Raw genomic sequence first — 18,329 nt, forward strand, 5'->3', positions numbered from 1 at the left:
CGACTCTATCAGACCGTTTCCGGTACCGATTTCCTCGGTGCTTTCCAGGTTCCCGCTTCCGCGTTTCCCTTTCCGGCGACTCCGACTTTATCAGAGGTTCTGAGTCGGATTTTCCGGCCCTCCGGGAGTGGCTCCCGTACACGCGAAGTGTCCGGGTTCCCCCTCAGGTGGAGCCGTAAACGTACTGGAGCGGGCCGCCTCGAAGCAAATCGAGGCGGCCCGCTCCAGGTTCACGCGTACGAGGGGGTCGTACGACGGTCAGACCTCCACCACGACCGGGAGGATCATCGGCCTGCGCCGGTAGTTGTCCGAGACCCACTTGCCCAGCGTGCGGCGGATCAGTTGCTGCAGCTGGTGGGGCTCGACCACGCCGTCCTGGGCCGAGCGTTCCAGGACCTCCGTGATCCTCGGAACCACGTCCACGAAGGCGGAGTCGTCGATGCCGGAGCCGCGGGCCTGGATGTGCGGGCCGCCTGTGATCTTGCCGGTGGACGAGTCCACAACGACGAAGACCGAGATGATGCCCTCGTCGCCCAGGATCCTGCGGTCCTTCAGCGCGGGCTCGCCGACATCTCCGACCGAGAGGCCGTCGACGTACACATAACCGGCCTGGACCTTGCCCGAGATCTTGGCCTTGCCCTCGATGAGGTCGACGACCACGCCGTCCTCGGCGATGACGATCCGGTCGTGCGGGACGCCGGTCAGGGCGCCCAGCTCGGCGTTGGCCCGTAGGTGGCGCCATTCGCCGTGGACCGGCATCAGGTTCTTCGGCTTGCAGATGTTGTAGAAGTACAGCAGCTCGCCGGCCGAGGCGTGTCCGGAGACGTGGACCTTGGCGTTGCCCTTGTGGACGACGTTGGCGCCCCAGCGGGTGAGGCCGTTGATCACGCGGTAGACGGCGTTCTCGTTGCCGGGGATGAGCGACGACGCCAGGATCACCGTGTCGCCGGCGACAATGCGGATCTGGTGGTCGCGGTTGGCCATCCGGGACAAGGCAGCCATCGGTTCGCCCTGCGAGCCCGTGCAGACGAGGACGATCTCGCTGTCCGGGAGGTCGTCGAGCGTCTTGACGTCCACGACCAGGCCCGGCGGGACCTTGAGATAGCCGAGGTCACGCGCGATGCCCATGTTCCGGACCATCGAGCGGCCGACGAAGGCGACCCGGCGGCCGTACTCGTGTGCCGTGTCCAGGATCTGCTGGATGCGGTGCACATGGCTGGCGAAGCTCGCCACGATGATGCGCTTGCGGGCACCCGCGAAGACCTGGCGCAGGACGTTCGAGATGTCCCGCTCGGGCGGGACGAATCCCGGAACCTCGGCGTTCGTCGAGTCGGCGAGGAGAAGGTCGATGCCTTCCTCGCTGAGCCGTGCGAACGCGTGTAGATCTGTCAGACGACCGTCCAGCGGCAACTGGTCCATCTTGAAGTCGCCGGTGTGGACGACCATGCCCGCAGGGGTGCGGATGGCTACCGCGAGGGCGTCCGGGATCGAGTGGTTGACCGCGACGAACTCGCAGTCGAACGGGCCGATACGCTCGCGGTGCCCTTCGGCGACCTCGAGCGTGTACGGGCGGATGCGGTGCTCCTGGAGCTTGGCCTCGATGAGGGCGAGGGTCAGCTTGGAGCCGATCAGCGGGATGTCCGCCTTCTCGCGAAGGAGGTACGGGACTCCGCCGATGTGGTCCTCGTGGCCGTGCGTGAGGACGATGCCGTCGATGTCGTCGAGCCGGTCCCTGATGGACGTGAAGTCCGGCAGGATCAGGTCGATTCCGGGCTGCTCCTCCTCCGGGAAGAGCACGCCGCAGTCGACGATCAGCAGACGGCCGCCGTATTCGAAGACCGTCATGTTTCGGCCGATTTCCCCGAGGCCGCCGAGTGGGGTGACCCTCAGGCCGCCTTCGGGGAGCTTCGACGGAGGGGCGAGTTCAGGATGCGGATGGCTCAAAAGACTCTCCTACCCATGCGCGCCACGTACCGGTGGGCACGTGGCGCGCATGACGTTCGTGCAAATGCAGTTATTGGTGGGATGCAGGCGCCGAAGCCCTGCGTATTCAGTTGTGAAGTCTGTTGTCAGAGCTGTACCCCGCCGGCGGCAAGATCGATCTTGAGCTGGGCGATCTCCTCGGGCGAGCACTCGACCATCGGTGAGCGCAGCGGCCCGGCGGGCAGTCCCTGGAGGGTGAGCGCGGCCTTGGTGGTCATGACGCCCTGGGTGCGGAACATGCCGGTGTAGACCGGGAGCAGCTTCTGGTGGATCTCGGTGGCCTTCTGGACGTCACCGGAGACATAGGCCTCCACCAGGGTGCGCAGTTCGGGTGTGACCACATGGCCGACGACCGAGACGAAGCCGACCGCGCCCACGGAGAGCAGCGGCAGGTTCAGCATGTCGTCGCCGGAGTACCAGGCCAGGCCGGTCCGGGCGATGGCCCAGCTGGCGCGGCCGAGGTCGCCCTTGGCGTCCTTGTTGGCGACGATCCTGGGGTGCTCGGCGAGTCTGACCAGGGTCTCGGTGCCGATCGGGACGCCGCTGCGGCCGGGGATGTCGTAGAGCATGACCGGCAGTTCGGTGGCGTCGGCGACCGTCGTGAAGTGACGGTACAGGCCCTCCTGGGGGGGCTTGTTGTAGTACGGCGTGACGACGAGCAGGCCGTGTGCGCCGGTGCGTTCGGCCGTGCGGGCGAGTTCGACGCTGTGGTGGGTGTCGTTGGTGCCGACGCCGGCGATGACGTGGGCGCGGTCGCCGACCGCTTCCAGTACGGCTCGTACGAGATCCGCTTTCTCCGCGTCGCCGGTGGTCGGGGACTCACCGGTGGTGCCGTTGATGACCAGGCCGTCGTTGCCTGCGTCCACCAGGTGGGTGGCGAGCCGCTGCGCGCCGTCGAGGTCGAGCGCGCCGTCCGCCGTGAAGGGCGTGACCATGGCGGTGAGGACCCGCCCGAAGGGGGTCTGCGGGGTGGAGGTCGGAGCCATGGGTAACACGCTACTCGCTGCTCAATGCGGGGTCTGCCCTCGGGGCAGGCGACAAGTCGTGACAAATATGGAGCCCGGCACTGCCTGCTCGGGGGTTCAAGCAGTGCCGGGTCCGTTTGATCAGGCTAGATGAACTTCTCCAAATGCCGCAATACGGACACTTCGCGCGACTTACCCGCACATGTGTGCCCGCTCGGCAAACAGAGGTGCGCTACGGGGCAACACGACCGTTGGCGTTGAAGGCGGAGTAGGTCAGCGGCATGAGCTTGGCCCACTGCTCCTCCATCTTCTCGCCGACCATCTCGATCTCCCGCTGCGGGAACGACGGCACCTTCGCCAGCTCGTGCTGCGTGCGCAGGCCGAGGAAGTGCATCAGCGAGCGGGCGTTGCACGTGGCGTACATCGAGGAGAAGAGGCCCACAGGGAGGACCGCGCGGGCGACCTCGCGGGCCACGCCTGCGGCGAGCATCTCCTGGTACGCCTCGTACGCCTGGCGGTACGAGTCCTCCATGGTGCGGCCGACCAGCTCCTGCTGGGCCCGAGTGCCCTCCACGAACACGTACTTGCCCGGGCGGCCCTCCTGGACCAGCTTGCGGGACTCGCCGGGGACGTAGAAGACCGGCTGGAGCTCCCTGTACCTTCCCGATTCCTCGTTGTACGACCAGCCCACCCGATGCCGCATGAACTCGCGGAAGACGAAGATCGGGGCGCTGATGAAGAAGGTCATCGAGTTGTGCTCGAAGGGGCTGCCGTGCCGGTCCCGCATCAGGTAGTTGATCAGACCCTTGGAGCGCTCGGGGTCCTTGCCCATCTCTTCCAGGGACTGTTCGCCGATCGTCGAGACGCGGGCGGCGAAGAGCACGTCCGCGTCGGACGCGGTGTGCTTCACCAGCTCGACGGTGACATCGCTGCGGAAACTGGGCTTGAGGTCGTCGGCGGGAGTGTCGGTCACGGCTCGGAGGGTCCTTCCATCACGTCTCTCGGGCGGCGCCCACTCTACGGCCCGGCACTGACATCGGGGCGTTCGGTGCCGTGCCGCGACATTCGTTGGCGAACTTCTGCGAATTCGGCGAAACGGGGCACCTTTTGGGGCGTTCGCTCGTCTGTCTTGGTGAGAGCCACCCGTTCGATCCCGACTCGATCCCCGAGGGGAGATGCACCACCGATGCTCCGTCGGCGCGAACCCGTCCCGTTCGCCTTCATCGCCGAGACCGACCGCTTCCGCAGCAACGTCACCCCGCCGCCCCGTGAGCGCGCGTCCGCCGGTCAGATAGCCGGGCGCTGGCTTCTGGGGCTCACCATCATCGCCGGCATCGTGGGCTCCGTGGTCCTCGGTATGCCGGCGCTGTCCCAGCACAACCTCTCGACACAGAACCAGCAGTCACAGGCCGCCGACAACCGCTGACCTGCAGCGCAGCTGACACTGACTCATCCGGACCCCCAATGGTGGTGAGCGGGAACACGGCCGGATAGCCTCACCGGGCACAGCCCACGCATGGATTCAGTGAGGACACCAGCCGTGCCCCTGCCCTTCCTTACGGCCGACCGCGCATTCGAGGCCGCGGACGAGCTCGCGCTGCCGTTCGACGACCGCGACCGCTGGCGGCGCCCCTACCGGCCCGGACCGTGGCGCGTGGCGGCCTCGGCGCTCGTACTGCTGCTCGCGTCGTACGTGCTCTTCGCCGCCGTCATCATCGCGTTGACCGGCTCGCGGTCCGACGCCGGGGTGATCCTCGGTATCGCGGTGGCCGTCATTCTCTGCGCCCTGCGACTGCTGCGCATGGGTGTGTGGGTGAGCGCGCGCGGGCTGCGTCGGGTGCGGTTCCTCTTCACGCGTACGGTGCCGTGGGACCGCGTCGCCGCCGTGCGGACGGTGCAGCAGCCGGTGCGCTGGCTCGGGCTGCCGCGCACGGTGCAGGGGCAGGCGCTGCTCCTCGTACGAAAGGACCGTGCTCCGGAGGACGTGGCCGCGCTGCTGACCACGCACGACATCGACTTCCTGGCGCGTGCCTCCTCCTTCGACCGGGCCGCCGATTCGGTCGAGGTGTGGTCCGACGAGTACCGGCGGAGCTGACCGGCCGAGAGCGACGCGAAGGGGCCGGTCCGCAGCGGGTGCGGGTCGGCCCCTTCGGTGTACGGGCGTTCAGGCCTGGACGGCGCGGCCGGCGTGCAGGGCGATCGCGCGTTGCATCGCCTTGCGGGCGCGCGGGGTGTCGCGGGCGTCGTGGTAGGCGACGGCGAGGCGGAACCAGCTGCGCCAGTCGTCGGGGGCGGCCTCCGTCTCGGCCTTGCGCTTGGCGAAGACCTCGTCGGCGGAGTCACGGTCGATACGGCCGCCGGGCGTGCGCCTCAACTCGTCGACGGGGAGGCCGCCTTCGGCGTCGAGGAGGGCGGCAAGACGGTTGGCGTCGCGGACGAACTGGGTGTTCTTCCAGAGGAACCACACGCCGATCACCGGCAGGATCAGGACCGCGATCCCGAAGGTGACCGTGATGACCGTGCCCGACTGTATGAGCATGACGCCGCGGCTGCCGACCAGGACGAAGTAGAAGACTAGGACGGCGGCCGTGACGGCGTAGGTGAGTTTGGCGCGCATGTCGTGAGCCTCAGCCCAGGTCCAGGAAGTGTTCCAGGCCGAAGGTGAGGCCCGGGGTGGTCACCACGCGGCGGGCGCCGAGCAGGATGCCCGGCATGAAGCTGCTGTGGTGCAGGGAGTCGTGCCGGACGGTCAGGGTCTCGCCCTCGCCGCCGAGCAGGACCTCCTGGTGGGCCAGCAGGCCGCGCAGCCGGACGGAGTGGACGGGGATCCCGTCGACGTCCGCGCCCCGCGCGCCGTCCAGGGCCGTCTCCGTGGCGTCCGGTGCCGCGGCCGTGCCCGCCTTCGCGCGTGCTTCGGCGATGAGCTGGGCCGTGCGCGTGGCCGTACCGCTGGGGGCGTCGACCTTCTTCGGGTGGTGCAGTTCGATGACCTCGACCGACTCGAAGTAGGGCGCGGCGATCTGCGCGAACTTCATGGTCAGTACGGCTCCGATGGAGAAGTTGGGCGCGATGAGGACGCCCGTCTCCGGCGAGGCGTCCAGCCAGCCGTTCAGTTGCGCAAGGCGTTCCTCGGTCCAGCCGGTGGTACCGACGACCGCGTGGATGCCGTGCCGGACGCAGAAGTCGAGGTTGTCCATCACCGAGGCGGGGGTGGTCAGTTCGACCGCCACCTGGGCGCCCGCGGCCGTGAGCGCCTCCAGGGTGTCGCCCCGGCCCAGGGCGGCCACCAGTTCCATGTCCTCGGCGGCCTCGACGGCTCGTACCGCCTCGGCCCCGATCCGGCCCTTGGCACCGAGGACCGCCACGCGCAGCTTGCTCATCGTTCTTGCTTCCTTACGACGTGTGTTAGGCGACGGCGTCGTTCAGTCGGGCCGCCTGCTTGTCCTTGAGCGGGCCGATGACCGCCAGCGAGGGTCGCTGTCCCAGGATCTCGCGGGCGACCTCGCGGACCTCGTCCGGGGTGACCGAAGCGATCCTGGCCAGCAGGTCGTCGACGGACATCTGCTCGCCCCAGCACAGCTCGCTCTTGCCGATGCGGTTCATCAGCGCGCCCGTGTCCTCGAGGCCGAGGACGGTGGAGCCCTGGAGCTGGCCGACGGCGCGGCCGATCTCGTCGTCGGACAGGCCGTGTTGGGCGACCTGGTCGAGTTCGTCGCGGCAGATCTTCAGCACGTCGTGGACCTGCGAGGGCCGGCAGCCGGCGTAGACCCCGAAGAGGCCGCAGTCGGCGAAGCCGGACGTGTACGAGTACACGCTGTAGGCCAGTCCGCGCTTCTCCCGGACCTCCTGGAAGAGGCGGGACGACATGCCGCCGCCGAGGGCCGTGTTGAGGACCCCGAGGGCCCAGCGGCGCTCGTCGGTGCGGGCCAGGCCGGGCATGCCGAGGACGACGTGGGCCTGCTCGGTCTTGCGGCCGATCAGCTCGACGCGGCCCGCGGTGCGCAGGGCACGACGGCCGTCGCGCGGGGCGATGGGCGCGGCCTGGGCGTTCTTGAACGCGCCGGCCTTGTCGAAGGCGGCACGGACCTGTCGTACGACCTTGTCGTGGTCGATGTTGCCCGCCGCCGCGACCACGAGGTGGGTCGGGTCGTAGTGCTTCTTGTAGAAGCGGCGGATCCGGTCCGCGGTGAGGGCGTTGACGGTGTCGACCGTGCCGAGGACCGGGCGGCCGAGGGGGTTGTCGCCGAACATCGTGCGCGCGAACAGGTCGTGCACGCAGTCACCCGGGTCGTCCTCCGTCATGGCGATCTCTTCGAGGATGGCGCCGCGTTCTACGTTGACGTCCTCCTCACGGATCAGGGAGCCCGTCAGCATGTCGCAGACCACGTCGATGGCGAGCGGCAGGTCGGTGTCGAGCACGCGCGCGTAGTAGCACGTGTACTCCTTCGCCGTGAATGCGTTCATCTCGCCGCCGACCGCGTCGATCGCGGAGGAGATGTCCAGCGCGCTGCGCTTGTGCGTGCCCTTGAAGAGGAGGTGCTCCAGGTAGTGCGTGGCGCCGTTCAGCGACGGCGTCTCGTCGCGGGAGCCCACGTGTGCCCAGATGCCGAAGGTGGCGGAGCGGACCGAGGGCAGCGTCTCGGTGACGATGCGCAGGCCGCCCGGGAGGGTGGTCTTGCGGACTGTGCCGATGCCGTTGGTGCCCTGGATGAGGGTTTGGGTACGGGCGACGGCCCGCGCCTCCGAGGAGGTGCGGGCCGTCGTCGTGGTACTGGTCGACGTCACTTGTCGCCGTCGTCCTTCTTGTCGTCCTCGGCGTTCTCTTCACCCTCGATGACGGGGATCAGGGAGAGCTTGCCGCGGGAGTCGATCTCGGCGATCTCGACCTGGACCTTCTGGCCCACACCGACGACGTCCTCGACGTTCTCCACGCGCTTGCCGCCGGCGAGCTTGCGGATCTGCGAGATGTGCAGCAGACCGTCCTTGCCCGGGAGCAGCGACACGAACGCTCCGAAGGTGGTGGTCTTGACGACCGTACCCAGGTAGCGCTCGCCGACCTCCGGCATGGTCGGGTTGGCGATGCCGTTGATCGTGGCGCGGGCGGCCTCGGCCTGCGAGCCGACCTGGGCACCGATGTAGATGGTGCCGTCGTCCTCGATCGTGATCTCGGCGCCGGTGTCCTCCTGGATCTGGTTGATCATCTTGCCCTTCGGGCCGATGACCTCGCCGATCTTGTCCACGGGGATCTTGACGGTGATGATCCGCGGGGCGTTCGGGGACATCTCGTCCGGCGTGTCGATCGCTTCCATCATCACGTCGAGGATGTGGAGGCGGGCGTCACGGGCCTGCTTGAGGGCGGCGGCCAGGACGGAGGCGGGGATGCCGTCCAGCTTGGTGTCGAGCTGGAGGGCGGTGACGAACTCCTTGGTGCCTGCGACCTTGAAGTCCATGTCGCCGAAGGCGTCCTCCGCACCGAGGATGTCGGTGAGGGCGACGTAGTGCGTCTCGCCGTTGATCTCCTGGGAGATCAGGCCCATGGCGATACCGGCGACGGGGGCCTTGAGGGGCACACCGGCGTTCAGCAGCGACATGGTGGAGGCGCAGACCGAGCCCATGGACGTCGAGCCGTTCGACCCGAGGGCCTCGGAGACCTGACGGATCGCGTAGGGGAACTCCTCGCGCGTCGGGAGGACCGGGACCAGGGCGCGCTCGGCGAGCGCTCCGTGGCCGATCTCGCGGCGCTTCGGGGAGCCGACGCGGCCGGTCTCGCCGACGGAGTACGGCGGGAAGTTGTAGTTGTGCATGTAGCGCTTGCGGGTCACCGGGGAGAGGGTGTCCAGCTGCTGCTCCATGCGGAGCATGTTGAGGGTGGTGACGCCCAGGATCTGGGTCTCGCCACGCTCGAAAAGCGCGGAACCGTGCACGCGCGGGATGGCCTCGACCTCGGCGGCCAGGGTGCGGATGTCGGTGACACCGCGGCCGTCGATGCGCTTCTTCTCCTTGATGACGCGCTCACGGACCAGGGACTTGGTCAGCGAGCGGTACGCGGCGGAGATCTCCTTCTCGCGACCCTCGAACTCCGGGAGGAGCTTCTCGGCGGCGAGACCCTTGACGCGGTCGAGCTCGGCCTCGCGGTCCTGCTTGCCGGCGATGGTCAGCGCGGAGGCGAGCTCCGGGCGGACGGCGGCGGTGAGGGCCTCCAGGACGTCGTCCTGGTAGTCGAGGAAGATCGGGAACTCACCGGTCGGCTTGGCGGCCTTCGCGGCGAGATCGGCCTGCGCACGGCAGAGCACCTTGATGAAGGGCTTCGCGGCGTCCAGACCAGAGGCAACGACCTCCTCGGTCGGCGCCTCGGCGCCGCCCGCGACCAGCTGGATGGTCTTCTCGGTGGCCTCGGCCTCGACCATCATGATCGCGACGTCGCCGTCCTCCAGGACGCGACCGGCGACGACCATGTCGAAGACGGCGTCCTCGAGCTCGGTGTGCGTCGGGAACGCGACCCACTGGCCGTTGATCAGCGCGACGCGGACGCCGCCGACCGGGCCGGAGAAGGGCAGACCGGCCAGCTGCGTGGACGCGGAGGCCGCGTTGATCGCGACGACGTCGTACAGGTGGTCGGGGTTGAGCGCCATGATCGTGGCGACGACCTGGATCTCGTTGCGCAGGCCCTTCTTGAAGGACGGGCGCAGCGGGCGGTCGATCAGGCGGCAGGTGAGGATGGCGTCCTCGGAGGGACGGCCCTCACGGCGGAAGAAGCTGCCGGGGATCTTGCCGGCGGCGTACATCCGCTCCTCGACATCCACCGTGAGGGGGAAGAAGTCGAGCTGGTCCTTGGGGTTCTTGGAGGCGGTGGTGGCCGACAGCACCATGGTGTCGTCGTCCAGGTACGCCACGGCGGAGCCGGCGGCCTGCTTGGCCAGGCGGCCCGTCTCGAAGCGGATGGTGCGGGTGCCGAAGGAGCCGTTGTCAATGACGGCCTCGGCGTAGTGGGTCTCGTTCTCCACTAGCGTTTTCTCCGTTACTTGTCGTCTTTCGTCCCTCCCCGCCCGTGTGGCGGGGGGACGGTGGCGGAGAAGCGCTGTCTGGTGCGGGCCGGTCTTCGATCGAAGCACCCGGGGTTTCCTGCCCGGGGGCCACTACCGAGGACCGGCGGCTGCGAGGCGCGCTTCTCCTCGTTCGTTGTCGTGCTGTGGTGCGTTGTCGTGCTGTGTCGTGCGTATTGCGTTGTGCTACCACACTACAAAGAGGCAGTGACACTCCGCACGTTTCCGCACATACGGCAAAGGGAGCGGCTCCCGATCGTCTCGGGACCCGCTCCCCTCACGGCGTGTTACTTGGCGCCCGCCGCACCGCGGCGGATGCCCAGGCGGTCGACCAGCGCACGGAAGCGCTGGATGTCCTTCTTGGCCAGGTACTGCAGCAGCCGGCGGCGCTGACCGACCAGGATCAGCAGACCACGACGGGAGTGGTGGTCGTGCTTGTGGGTCTTGAGGTGCTCGGTCAGGTCCGAGATGCGGCGCGAGAGCATGGCGACCTGGACCTCGGGGGAGCCGGTGTCGCCCTCCTTCTGACCGAACTCGGTGATGAGCTGCTTCTTCGTAGCGGCGTCGAGCGACACGCGTACTCCTCGTAGTCTTTGATGTGCCACCGAGTGCCCCTGGTCCACTTCTCAGGGGAGCTTCCGTTACTCGGGAGGCGGGATCCGCTGGGCGCGGCCTCCGGAGCGTGAGCTCCAGGGGTGCGTACACAAACGGCCGCTACACAGCGTACCAGCCTGGGGGGACACCTCGGTCCAGCTCTGTGAAGGGCCCTGACCGGGGCGGATACGGCCACTAGGGTGATCCACGTCCACGCATGGACCGTGGATCACGTCGGTTCGTCGGGAAGGGGTCGCTTCGCCATGGCGGAGACGGAGCAGGAGATCAAGGCACGCAAGGAGCGGGAGCGGGACGAGCTGTACGCCCTCGACATCTCGGGTGTGGAGTGGCGCAGCGCGCCGGGCACGGAGGAGCACGAGGAGCGCGTCGAGATCGCCGACCTGCCCGACGGGGCGGTGGCCATGCGCTCGTCGCTCGACCCGGACACCGTGCTGCGGTACACGGAGGCGGAGTGGACGGCCTTCGTGCTGGGCGCCCGGGACGGCGAGTTCGATCTGGATCCGGCTCCGGAGGAGCAGTAGTCGTACGCAGGCATGGAAAAGGGGCGGCACGCGCGCGTGCCGTCCCTTTTCCATGCCTGCGTCTTTCAGCTGGTCATCGCCCGCGCCTGCGCGTACACGTCGAAGACGGCCAGGGACAGCGGGATCAGGGTGAGCAGGACGAAGCTCTCGGCGATCTCCAGGAAGCGGCCCCAGAAGGGGGTGACTCCGCGCTTCGGGGTGATCAGGCCGACAGCGGTGACCAGGGCGGTGGACGCGGCTACGGCCGCCGCGAGCCAGACGCTGCGGATGTCGAGGGAGTTCGGGTCGCCGAGGAACGCGTCCCGTACGTACGCGTGCGGCGGGTTCAGGGCGAGGCCGAGGCCCAGGAAGACCAGGGCGGCCAGGCCCGCGGCGAGGGTGGCGCCGACCTGGGCGGTGTAGCGGAACAGGTGGGCGCGCATCAGCATCGCGACGCCGGTGGCGAGGGCGAGGAGCTGCGCCCACACGTTGCTGGAGAAGCCGAGGACGATCGAGGCGCCCACGGAGACGAGAGCGCAGCCGCCGACCAGGCCGACGAGGAGTTCGTGGCCGCGGCGGGCGCGGGCGGCGATGCGTTCGGCGTCGACGGGCTCCTGGGCCACGGGTTCGCCGTCGCCGTAGCCGCGGTTGGGGTTGGGCGGTTCGAAGCCGATGGGGAGGCGGGCGAAGCGCATGGACAGGCCCGGCAGGAAGGCGAGCGCGCACACGGAGAGGGGGGCGCAGATCGCGGCCGTCTCGATGGGCTTCAGGTGGGCGAGCATCGCGGTGAACGTCGTCAACAGGCCGACGGCGGAGGCGAAGACGAAGGCCACGAAGGGGCCGTCGCCGCCCGGCGACACCAGGGTGAGGACGACGGCCGCGACGAGGACGGCGGCGCAGGCCAGCAGGAACTGGAGCCGCCCAATGCCTTCTCCTTCGGAGAAGGGGAGCAGTCCGGAGCCCGCCACGGCGATGTTCGGGAGCGCGCCCAGGCCCAGGGCGACCGCCGAGCCCCGGTCGTCGTACACCCGCGCGCGTACGCAGGCGATGGTGACCAGGAGGATGCCGGCGAGGCCGGCGACGATGCCCTGGAGGCCGTTCATGTCGTGGTGGATCTGGGAGCTCCAGGCCACGAACGCGAGCAGTGCGGGCAGGATGCCGCCCGCGACGAGACCGGCTGCGCGCGTCAACTCGCCGTTCCACAGGGCACGGTCACGGGTGACGGCGGCAGCGACCGCCTCGGAGACGTCGTCGTAGACGGCCGGCGGCAGGGAGTCGGCGAAGGGGCGCAGGGTGAGCAGTTCGCCGTCGAGGATGCGCTGTGCGGCGAAGGAGCGGGCGCCGTCGAGGACGGTGCCGTCGCGGCGTACGAGGTGGTAGCCGACGGGGGCGCCCTCGGGGAGGCTCTGTTGGGACAGCCGCAGGATCTCGGGGTACAGGTCGGCGACCGGTACGTCGTCGGGCAGGGCCACGTCGATCCGGCTGTCGGGCGCCACGATGGTGACCCGGCAGAAGCCGAAGCCCGTGCCCGCCCCGGAAGAGGCTCCGGTGCCCGTTCCGCCGGTCGCGCCGGCCGGCGCGGAGGCCGTGATGCTCACCTGCTGTTCCCCCTTGTCAGTGACGGGCTGCCCGCGAAGCTGCCGCGCGCGTCCGCCGTGGAGTTCCGCCGTAAAGATCCTGTGCAGGTCGCGCCGTACCACCCGTCCCGTCGGCCGGCCGCGCCGTCGCGCCCGGCACTCAACGGGATCCGACGGGATCCGCCCGCCGCGAACACTGCGGTTTTGCCCGGTTTTCCCGGAACGATTCGCAACTGCTCACACGTCTCACGGGCACCCTACCGCCCGCCGTTGTCAGTGGTTGTCAGTAGGATCGCGCAGTGCGGATCGGCGTCCGCCCGACACGGGGCGGCGGACGAAACAACTCGGTCCGGCAAGGGAATTGGTGCGTAGTGAGCCAGATCGTCGTCAAGCGCCCGCCGAGGTCGCTGCCGAAGGAAGTGCCCACGGACGAGGTCATGCTGCAGGCTCCGCCGGAGCTGCCGCGCGGCCAGCAGGAGGGCGCCATGATGCAGCTCCTGCCCATGCTCGGCATGGGCGGGTCGGTGGTGTTCTTCTTCAACCCCAGTGCCCAGCCGTTCATGAAGATCATGGGCATGGTGATGATCGCGTCCACGGTCGCGATGGGCGTTTCGATGCTGGTCCGCTACCGCCGGGGCAACCAGGGGCAGATGGCCGACATGCGCCGTGACTATCTGCGCTATCTGTCCCAGACCCGGCGTACGGCCCTGGAGACCGCGCGGGCCCAGCGCGACGCCCAGTACTACCTGCACCCTTCGCCGGAGCAACTGTGGGCGCTGGTCGCCGAGGGCAGCCGAGTGTGGGAACGCCGCACGAACGACGAGGACTTCGGACAGGTGCGGGTCGGCCTCGGACCCCAGGGTCTCGCCACTCCCCTGGTCCCGCCGGAGACCGCCCCGGTCGACGAGCTGGAGCCGCTGACGGCGGGCGCCATGCAGCGTTTCCTGGCCACGCACAGCACCCTTGAGGACCTGCCGATGGCGGTCTCACTGCGCGCCTTCTACCACGTGACGATCAGCGGCGAACCGGCCACCGTGCGCGGCACCGCCCGTGCCGTCGCCGCCTCCCTCGCCTCGATGCACTCCCCCGAGGACCTCGTCATCGCCGTCGCCACCGGCCGCGAGTCGGTGCCCGAGTGGGAGTGGGCCAAGTGGCTCCCGCACGCGCAGGCGCAAGGGCTCGCGGACGGCGCGGGCAGCATGCGCCTGATCAGCACCGACCCGACGGAGCTGGAGGAGATGCTCGCGGACCGGCTCCAGGGCCGTCCGCGTTTCCACCCCGCCGGAGCGCCGGTGCCCGAACAGCCGCACCTGGTGGTCGTGCTGGACGGCGTCTCCCTGCCGCCGACCTCCTTCCTGGCCAGCCCCGAAGGCCTTCAGGGAGTGACGATCGTCGAGGTCGTGCCCGGCGACCTCAGCAGCGGCCGCGGTGACCTCTCGGTCGTCGTACACCCGAAGGAACTCCGCCTGGAGTCGGGCCACGGCATGGTCTACGAAGGCACGCCTGACGTGCTGTCGTACGAGGCCGCCGAGGCGCTCGCCCGGCAACTGGCGCCGCTGCGCATGGTCTCGGGCGGCGACGACGACGAACCGCTGCTCGCCAACCTGGAGTTCACGGATCTGCTGAACCTGGGCGACGCAGCCTCCGTCGACCCGAAGCGGACCTGGCGCCCACGCTCGACGGCAGAGCGGCTGCGGGTGCCGATCGGGCTCGGTGAGGACGGCCGGCCCGTGATGCTCGACCTCAAGGAGGCGGCCCAGGAGGGCATGGGCCCGCACGGGCTGTGTGTCGGCGCGACCGGTTCCGGCAAGTCGGAGCTGCTGCGCACCCTGGTCCTCGGCCTCGCGGTGACCCACTCCTCGGAGACGCTGAACTTCGTCCTCGCGGACTTCAAGGGCGGTGCGACCTTCGCCGGTATGGCGCAGATGCCGCATGTGGCGGCCGTGATCACCAACCTGGCCGACGACCTGACGCTCGTCGACCGTATGGGTGACTCGATCCGCGGTGAGTTGAACCGCCGCCAGGAGATGCTGCGCGACGCGGGCAACTACGCCAACATCCACGACTACGAGAAGGCGCGCGCCGCGGGTGCCCCCCTGCAGCCCGTCCCGTCGCTCGTCCTGGTGATCGACGAGTTCAGCGAACTCCTCACCGCGAAGCCGGACTTCATCGAGATGTTCGTGCAGATCGGCCGCATCGGCCGCTCCCTGGGTGTGCATCTGCTGCTGGCCTCGCAGCGTCTGGAGGAGGGCCGGCTGCGCGGCCTGGAGACCTACCTGTCGTACCGGATCGGTCTGCGGACGTTCTCGGCGGCCGAGTCGCGGGCCGCGCTCGGGGTGCCGGACGCGTACGAGCTGCCGAACGTGCCGGGTTCCGGCTTCCTGAAGTACGGCACCGACGAGATGGTCCGCTTCAAGGCGGCGTACGTCTCCGGGGTGTACCGCACCGGTTCGCAGCAGGCGGCCGCGCTCGGCGGGCCGCTCCCGGTGGACCGCAGGCCGGTGCTGTTCACGGCGGCGCAGGTGCCGGTGCAGTACGCGCCCGTGCCGCGTCAGCGCCAGGCGGAGACGGCGGACGAGAAGGACGACGCGCTCGCCGACACCGTGCTCGACGTGATCGTGCGGCGGCTTGAGGCGCAGGGTCCGGCCGCCCACCAGGTGTGGCTGCCCCCGCTGGACAGCCCGCCGTCGCTCGACTCCCTGCTGCCCGGTCTCGCCGCGGTGCCGGGGCGTGGCATGACGCAGCCCGGCTACGAGGGCGCGGGCCGCCTCGTCGTCCCGGTCGGTCTGGTCGACAAGCCGTACGAGCAGCGGCGCGACCCGCTGTGGACCGACTTCGGCGGCGCGGCCGGCCATATGCAGATCCTGGGCGGCCCGCAGTCCGGCAAGTCGACGCTGCTGCGCTCGCTCATCGCGTCGTTCGCGCTCACCCACACCCCGCGCGAAGTGCAGTTCTACGCACTGGACTTCGGCGGTGGCGGCCTGTCGGCGGTGGCCGGTCTGCCGCACGTTGGCGGGGTGGCCTCCCGGCTCGACCCGGAGAAGGTCCGGCGTACGGCGGCCGAGGTCTACGGCGTGATGACCCGCCGCGAGGAGTACTTCCGTACGGCCGGGATCTCCTCGATCGCCGAGTTCCGCGCCCGCCGCGCGCGGGGCGACATCTCCGTGACGGACCAGCCCTGGGGCGACGTCTTCCTCGTCATCGACGGCTGGGGCAACTTCCGTACGGACTATGAGGCGTTGGAGCCGCTGGTGCTGGACATCGCGGCCCGCGGCCTCGGTTACGGCATCCATGTGATCCTCACCGCCTCGCGCTCCATGGAGGTCCGCGCGAACATGAAGGACCACCTGATGAACCGGCTGGAGCTGCGGCTCGGCGACCCTATGGACTCGGAGTTCGACCGCAAGGTCGCCGCCAACGTGCCCACGGGCGTGCCCGGGCGTGGCCAGACCCCGCAGAAGCAGCACTTCATGGCTGCGGTCCCGCGCATCGACGGCCTGTCCTCGGACACGGACCTTGCGGAGGCGACGACGGCCCTCACGGCCGAGGTCGCCCGGCACTGGCAGGAGCCCGGCGCGCCCGAAGTCCGGCTGCTGCCGAGGGAGTTCGCGGCGGCCCAGCTGCCGTCCGGCGACCGTTTCCCGAACCGGGGCGTCTCCTTCGCCCTCGACGAGGACAACCTGGAGCCGGTGTTCGTCGACTTCGATCAGGACCCGTTCTTCCTGGTCTTCGGCGAGAGCGAGTCCGGCAAGTCGAACCTGCTCAAGCTGCTGATCAAGCGCCTCAGCGAGCGCTACGACGGCAGCGCGTGCAAGCTGTTCGTGGTCGACAACCGGCGTTCCCTGCTGGGGGTGACTCCGCCCTCGCACCTGGCCGAGTACATCCCCATGTCGAACCAGATGCAGCACCACATGGACGCGCTGGCCGACCTGATGCAGCGCCGGACGCCGACGTCCGACGTCACTCCGCAGCAGCTCCGCGACCGGAGCTGGTGGCGGGGCCCGCAGGTCTTCGTGATCATCGACGACTACGACCTGGTGTCCACGTCCAGCGGAAACCCGCTGTCGGGGCTGACGGAACTGCTGCCGTTCGCCCGGGACGTGGGCGTGCGCTTCATCATCGCCCGCTCCACGGCGGGTGCGGGGCGCGCCGGTTACGAGTCGTTCATGCAGCGCATGAAGGAACTCGGCGCCCAGGGCGTGGTGTTGGCGGGCGACCCGGCCGAGGGCGACCTGCTGGGCGGGGTCAGGCCGCGGCCGATGCCCGCCGGGCGGGGCGTGTTCGTGTCCCGGAAGCGGGGGAAGCCGCTGGTCCAGATCGGACAGGTCCCGGACTGCGACGAGTAGGACCCCGGTGTGGGCCGACGGGTTCCTCAGAACGTGGTGAGGGCCACGACCGTGCTGTCGTGCATGAGGAAGACGCGGTTTCCGTCGGCGGCCAGGCGGGTGCAGTCGGTACGGGGGAACTCGTACCGCCACAGCCTCCCCCCGTCGACCGCCTTCGCCGCGTCGAGCTCCATGGGCTCGGTCTGCACCACGCTCTTGTCGATCGACCAGACCGCGTGCCCCTGCGGCAGCGCGCGGCCCGCGCAGAGACCCGTGCCCGCGGAGTCGGAGTAGCCGGACCACAACTGGCTGCCGTCGCGCGGGTCCAGGCGTCTGGGATAGATGCCCTCCGTGGCGTAGAGCCTGCTCCCGGAGACCGTCACGGGTCCCCAACGCTCCCGGTTGCGGTCCCCGTGGGGCTTGGCGCTCCAGATCCGCTCCCCGTCGGCGATCCGCACCGCCTCCAGGGTGTAGCCGCCGAGGTACACGGTGTCGCCCCCGACGGCCGGCCGGAGGCCGATGGGGACATGGTCGAGGCGGTTCCACGCCATGCGGCCTTGCTCGTGTCGACCGCCAGGAAGTTGCCGTCGGTCGTCCCCATGACCAGCCGACCCGCGCAGACGGCGCCTGGGTCGAACACCTTCGTGCGGAAGTCGGCCGGGACCGTCGCCGTCCACCCGACCTTCGCCTCCGCGCGGCGCACGCTGCGCAGCCTGCCGTCCTTGGTGATGACGTACACCGACTCCGCGTCGGCGCCGAGGAGTTGGGCCGCCTCGGCCGCCGGGCAGGTCCACTTGGCTGTACGAGGGTGGGCGTGACGTTCGTGAGGGCGGCCGTGGTGGGCCGCACGGCGTCCGCGGCGGCGTTCCAGGTGTCGATCGACACCGACTCCCCTGCGCGGGCGGATCGTGGCCGAGCAGGTACAACTGCCCTTCCTGTACGGCCGTTTGCCACCAGTGGGCGGTAACGGGCACCTCACCCTGCGACCGCCCGGTGGTCGGCGCGAGGCGTTCGGCGATCGCGTTCGGCGGCAGCCAGATCGATCCGTCGGCCTGGTACGGCACGACCAGTCCCCAGCCCGGCACGTCGAGGTTCTTACCGCCGTACTGCCACAGCGGATCGAGGTTGCGCGTCTGCGGCGGCGCCTCGGCGGCGGGCGCGGTGGCACGCCCACGCCCCTGGTACCACCAGACGCCCCCCGCCGCGGCGGTCGCCGCGAGCGCCCCGCTCACGGCGAGGAGCCCGCGGCGCGAGGGCCCGGACACCGACGTGACGTGGGCGTCGCCCTCCTCGGGCGCCGGGGCGGGCAGTCGCTGCGGCA

Annotated in this window: 15 protein-coding genes; 5 read left to right on the forward strand and 10 right to left on the reverse strand. The window is 69.6% G+C overall.

Annotated elements, in window-relative coordinates:
- Positions 1-258: 258 nt before the first annotated feature.
- The 3 genes from AB0I51_RS09700 to thyX all read right to left on the reverse strand — a co-directional run bounded on the left by AB0I51_RS09700 (position 259) and on the right by thyX (position 3,921).
- Entirely contained in the window at positions 259-1,944 is a 1,686-nt protein-coding gene (locus AB0I51_RS09700; protein WP_362973140.1) for a ribonuclease J, read from the reverse strand.
- A gap of 125 nt (positions 1,945-2,069) precedes the next feature.
- Complete coding sequence (gene dapA / locus AB0I51_RS09705; protein WP_359609135.1) at positions 2,070-2,969, reverse strand: 4-hydroxy-tetrahydrodipicolinate synthase; 900 nt, start codon at positions 2,967-2,969, stop codon at positions 2,070-2,072.
- A gap of 211 nt (positions 2,970-3,180) precedes the next feature.
- The gene (gene thyX, locus AB0I51_RS09710) at positions 3,181-3,921 is read right to left on the reverse strand and encodes an FAD-dependent thymidylate synthase (protein WP_362973143.1); all 741 of its coding nucleotides are present in this window, start codon (positions 3,919-3,921) and stop codon (positions 3,181-3,183) included.
- Between the two features lie 213 nt (positions 3,922-4,134).
- On the opposite strand from thyX, the gene AB0I51_RS09715 reads away from it, so the two are divergent.
- Together AB0I51_RS09715 and AB0I51_RS09720 are read left to right on the forward strand one after the other, a co-directional pair.
- Positions 4,135-4,374, forward strand: coding sequence for a hypothetical protein (locus tag AB0I51_RS09715; RefSeq protein ID WP_362973145.1), 240 nt, complete (start codon positions 4,135-4,137; stop codon positions 4,372-4,374).
- A gap of 114 nt (positions 4,375-4,488) precedes the next feature.
- Positions 4,489-5,043, forward strand: coding sequence for a hypothetical protein (locus AB0I51_RS09720; RefSeq protein WP_362973147.1), 555 nt, complete (start codon positions 4,489-4,491; stop codon positions 5,041-5,043).
- 69 nt (positions 5,044-5,112) lie between these two features.
- Here AB0I51_RS09720 and AB0I51_RS09725 read toward each other — a convergent pair whose 3' ends face one another.
- From AB0I51_RS09725 to rpsO, 5 genes are all read right to left on the reverse strand, one after another.
- Positions 5,113-5,565, reverse strand: coding sequence for a hypothetical protein (locus tag AB0I51_RS09725; RefSeq protein WP_362973149.1), 453 nt, complete (start codon positions 5,563-5,565; stop codon positions 5,113-5,115).
- A gap of 10 nt (positions 5,566-5,575) precedes the next feature.
- A complete protein-coding gene (dapB, locus tag AB0I51_RS09730) occupies positions 5,576-6,328 on the reverse strand; it encodes a 4-hydroxy-tetrahydrodipicolinate reductase (RefSeq protein ID WP_362973151.1) in 753 nt (250 codons plus the stop codon).
- A 25-nt stretch (positions 6,329-6,353) separates the two neighbouring features.
- Positions 6,354-7,733 carry a pitrilysin family protein gene (locus AB0I51_RS09735; protein ID WP_362973153.1) on the reverse strand — a complete coding sequence of 460 codons (1,380 nt, stop codon included), beginning with the start codon at positions 7,731-7,733 and terminating at the stop codon, positions 6,354-6,356.
- Entirely contained in the window at positions 7,730-9,952 is a 2,223-nt protein-coding gene (locus tag AB0I51_RS09740) for a polyribonucleotide nucleotidyltransferase (protein WP_019075415.1), read from the reverse strand. Before AB0I51_RS09740 ends, AB0I51_RS09735 begins: the two co-directional genes overlap by 4 nt.
- A 326-nt stretch (positions 9,953-10,278) precedes the next feature.
- The gene (gene rpsO / locus AB0I51_RS09745) at positions 10,279-10,566 is read right to left on the reverse strand and encodes a 30S ribosomal protein S15 (RefSeq protein WP_019075416.1); all 288 of its coding nucleotides are present in this window, start codon (positions 10,564-10,566) and stop codon (positions 10,279-10,281) included.
- A 282-nt stretch (positions 10,567-10,848) separates the two neighbouring features.
- On the opposite strand from rpsO, the gene AB0I51_RS09750 reads away from it, so the two are divergent.
- Positions 10,849-11,127 (forward strand): DUF397 domain-containing protein, encoded by a 279-nt coding sequence (locus AB0I51_RS09750; RefSeq protein ID WP_362973156.1) that lies wholly within the window; start codon positions 10,849-10,851, stop codon positions 11,125-11,127.
- A gap of 65 nt (positions 11,128-11,192) precedes the next feature.
- Here AB0I51_RS09750 and eccD read toward each other — a convergent pair whose 3' ends face one another.
- Positions 11,193-12,704, reverse strand: coding sequence for a type VII secretion integral membrane protein EccD (gene eccD / locus AB0I51_RS09755; RefSeq protein ID WP_362973158.1), 1,512 nt, complete (start codon positions 12,702-12,704; stop codon positions 11,193-11,195).
- A gap of 350 nt (positions 12,705-13,054) precedes the next feature.
- Between eccD and eccCa the strand changes: the two genes are divergently transcribed.
- The gene (gene eccCa / locus AB0I51_RS09760) at positions 13,055-17,029 is read left to right on the forward strand and encodes a type VII secretion protein EccCa (RefSeq protein WP_362973160.1); all 3,975 of its coding nucleotides are present in this window, start codon (positions 13,055-13,057) and stop codon (positions 17,027-17,029) included.
- A 26-nt stretch (positions 17,030-17,055) separates the two neighbouring features.
- On the opposite strand, the gene AB0I51_RS09765 is transcribed toward eccCa, so the two are convergent.
- Positions 17,056-17,559 (reverse strand): PQQ-binding-like beta-propeller repeat protein, encoded by a 504-nt coding sequence (locus AB0I51_RS09765; protein WP_362973162.1) that lies wholly within the window; start codon positions 17,557-17,559, stop codon positions 17,056-17,058.
- 48 nt (positions 17,560-17,607) lie between these two features.
- Here AB0I51_RS09765 and AB0I51_RS09770 point away from each other — a divergent pair, with 48 nt between their 5' ends.
- Positions 17,608-17,826 (forward strand): hypothetical protein, encoded by a 219-nt coding sequence (locus tag AB0I51_RS09770; protein WP_362973164.1) that lies wholly within the window; start codon positions 17,608-17,610, stop codon positions 17,824-17,826.
- Positions 17,827-18,329 lie beyond the last annotated feature (503 nt).

This window comes from Streptomyces sp. NPDC050549 (assembly GCF_040655035.1).
Taxonomy (GTDB): Bacteria; Actinomycetota; Actinomycetes; order Streptomycetales; family Streptomycetaceae; genus Streptomyces.

Excerpts from the sequence above, each read along its gene's own strand:
- dapA (WP_359609135.1), bottom strand. The coding sequence starts at position 2,969 with ATGGCTCCGACCTCCACCCCGCAGACCCCCTTCGGGCGGGTCCTCACC.
- AB0I51_RS09765 (WP_362973162.1), bottom strand. The coding sequence starts at position 17,559 with ATGGCGTGGAACCGCCTCGACCATGTCCCCATCGGCCTCCGGCCGGCC.
- dapB (WP_362973151.1), bottom strand. The coding sequence starts at position 6,328 with ATGAGCAAGCTGCGCGTGGCGGTCCTCGGTGCCAAGGGCCGGATCGGG.
- AB0I51_RS09770 (WP_362973164.1), top strand. The coding sequence starts at position 17,608 with ATGACCAGCCGACCCGCGCAGACGGCGCCTGGGTCGAACACCTTCGTG.
- AB0I51_RS09715 (WP_362973145.1), top strand. The coding sequence starts at position 4,135 with ATGCTCCGTCGGCGCGAACCCGTCCCGTTCGCCTTCATCGCCGAGACC.
- AB0I51_RS09750 (WP_362973156.1), top strand. The coding sequence starts at position 10,849 with ATGGCGGAGACGGAGCAGGAGATCAAGGCACGCAAGGAGCGGGAGCGG.
- AB0I51_RS09725 (WP_362973149.1), bottom strand. The coding sequence starts at position 5,565 with ATGCGCGCCAAACTCACCTACGCCGTCACGGCCGCCGTCCTAGTCTTC.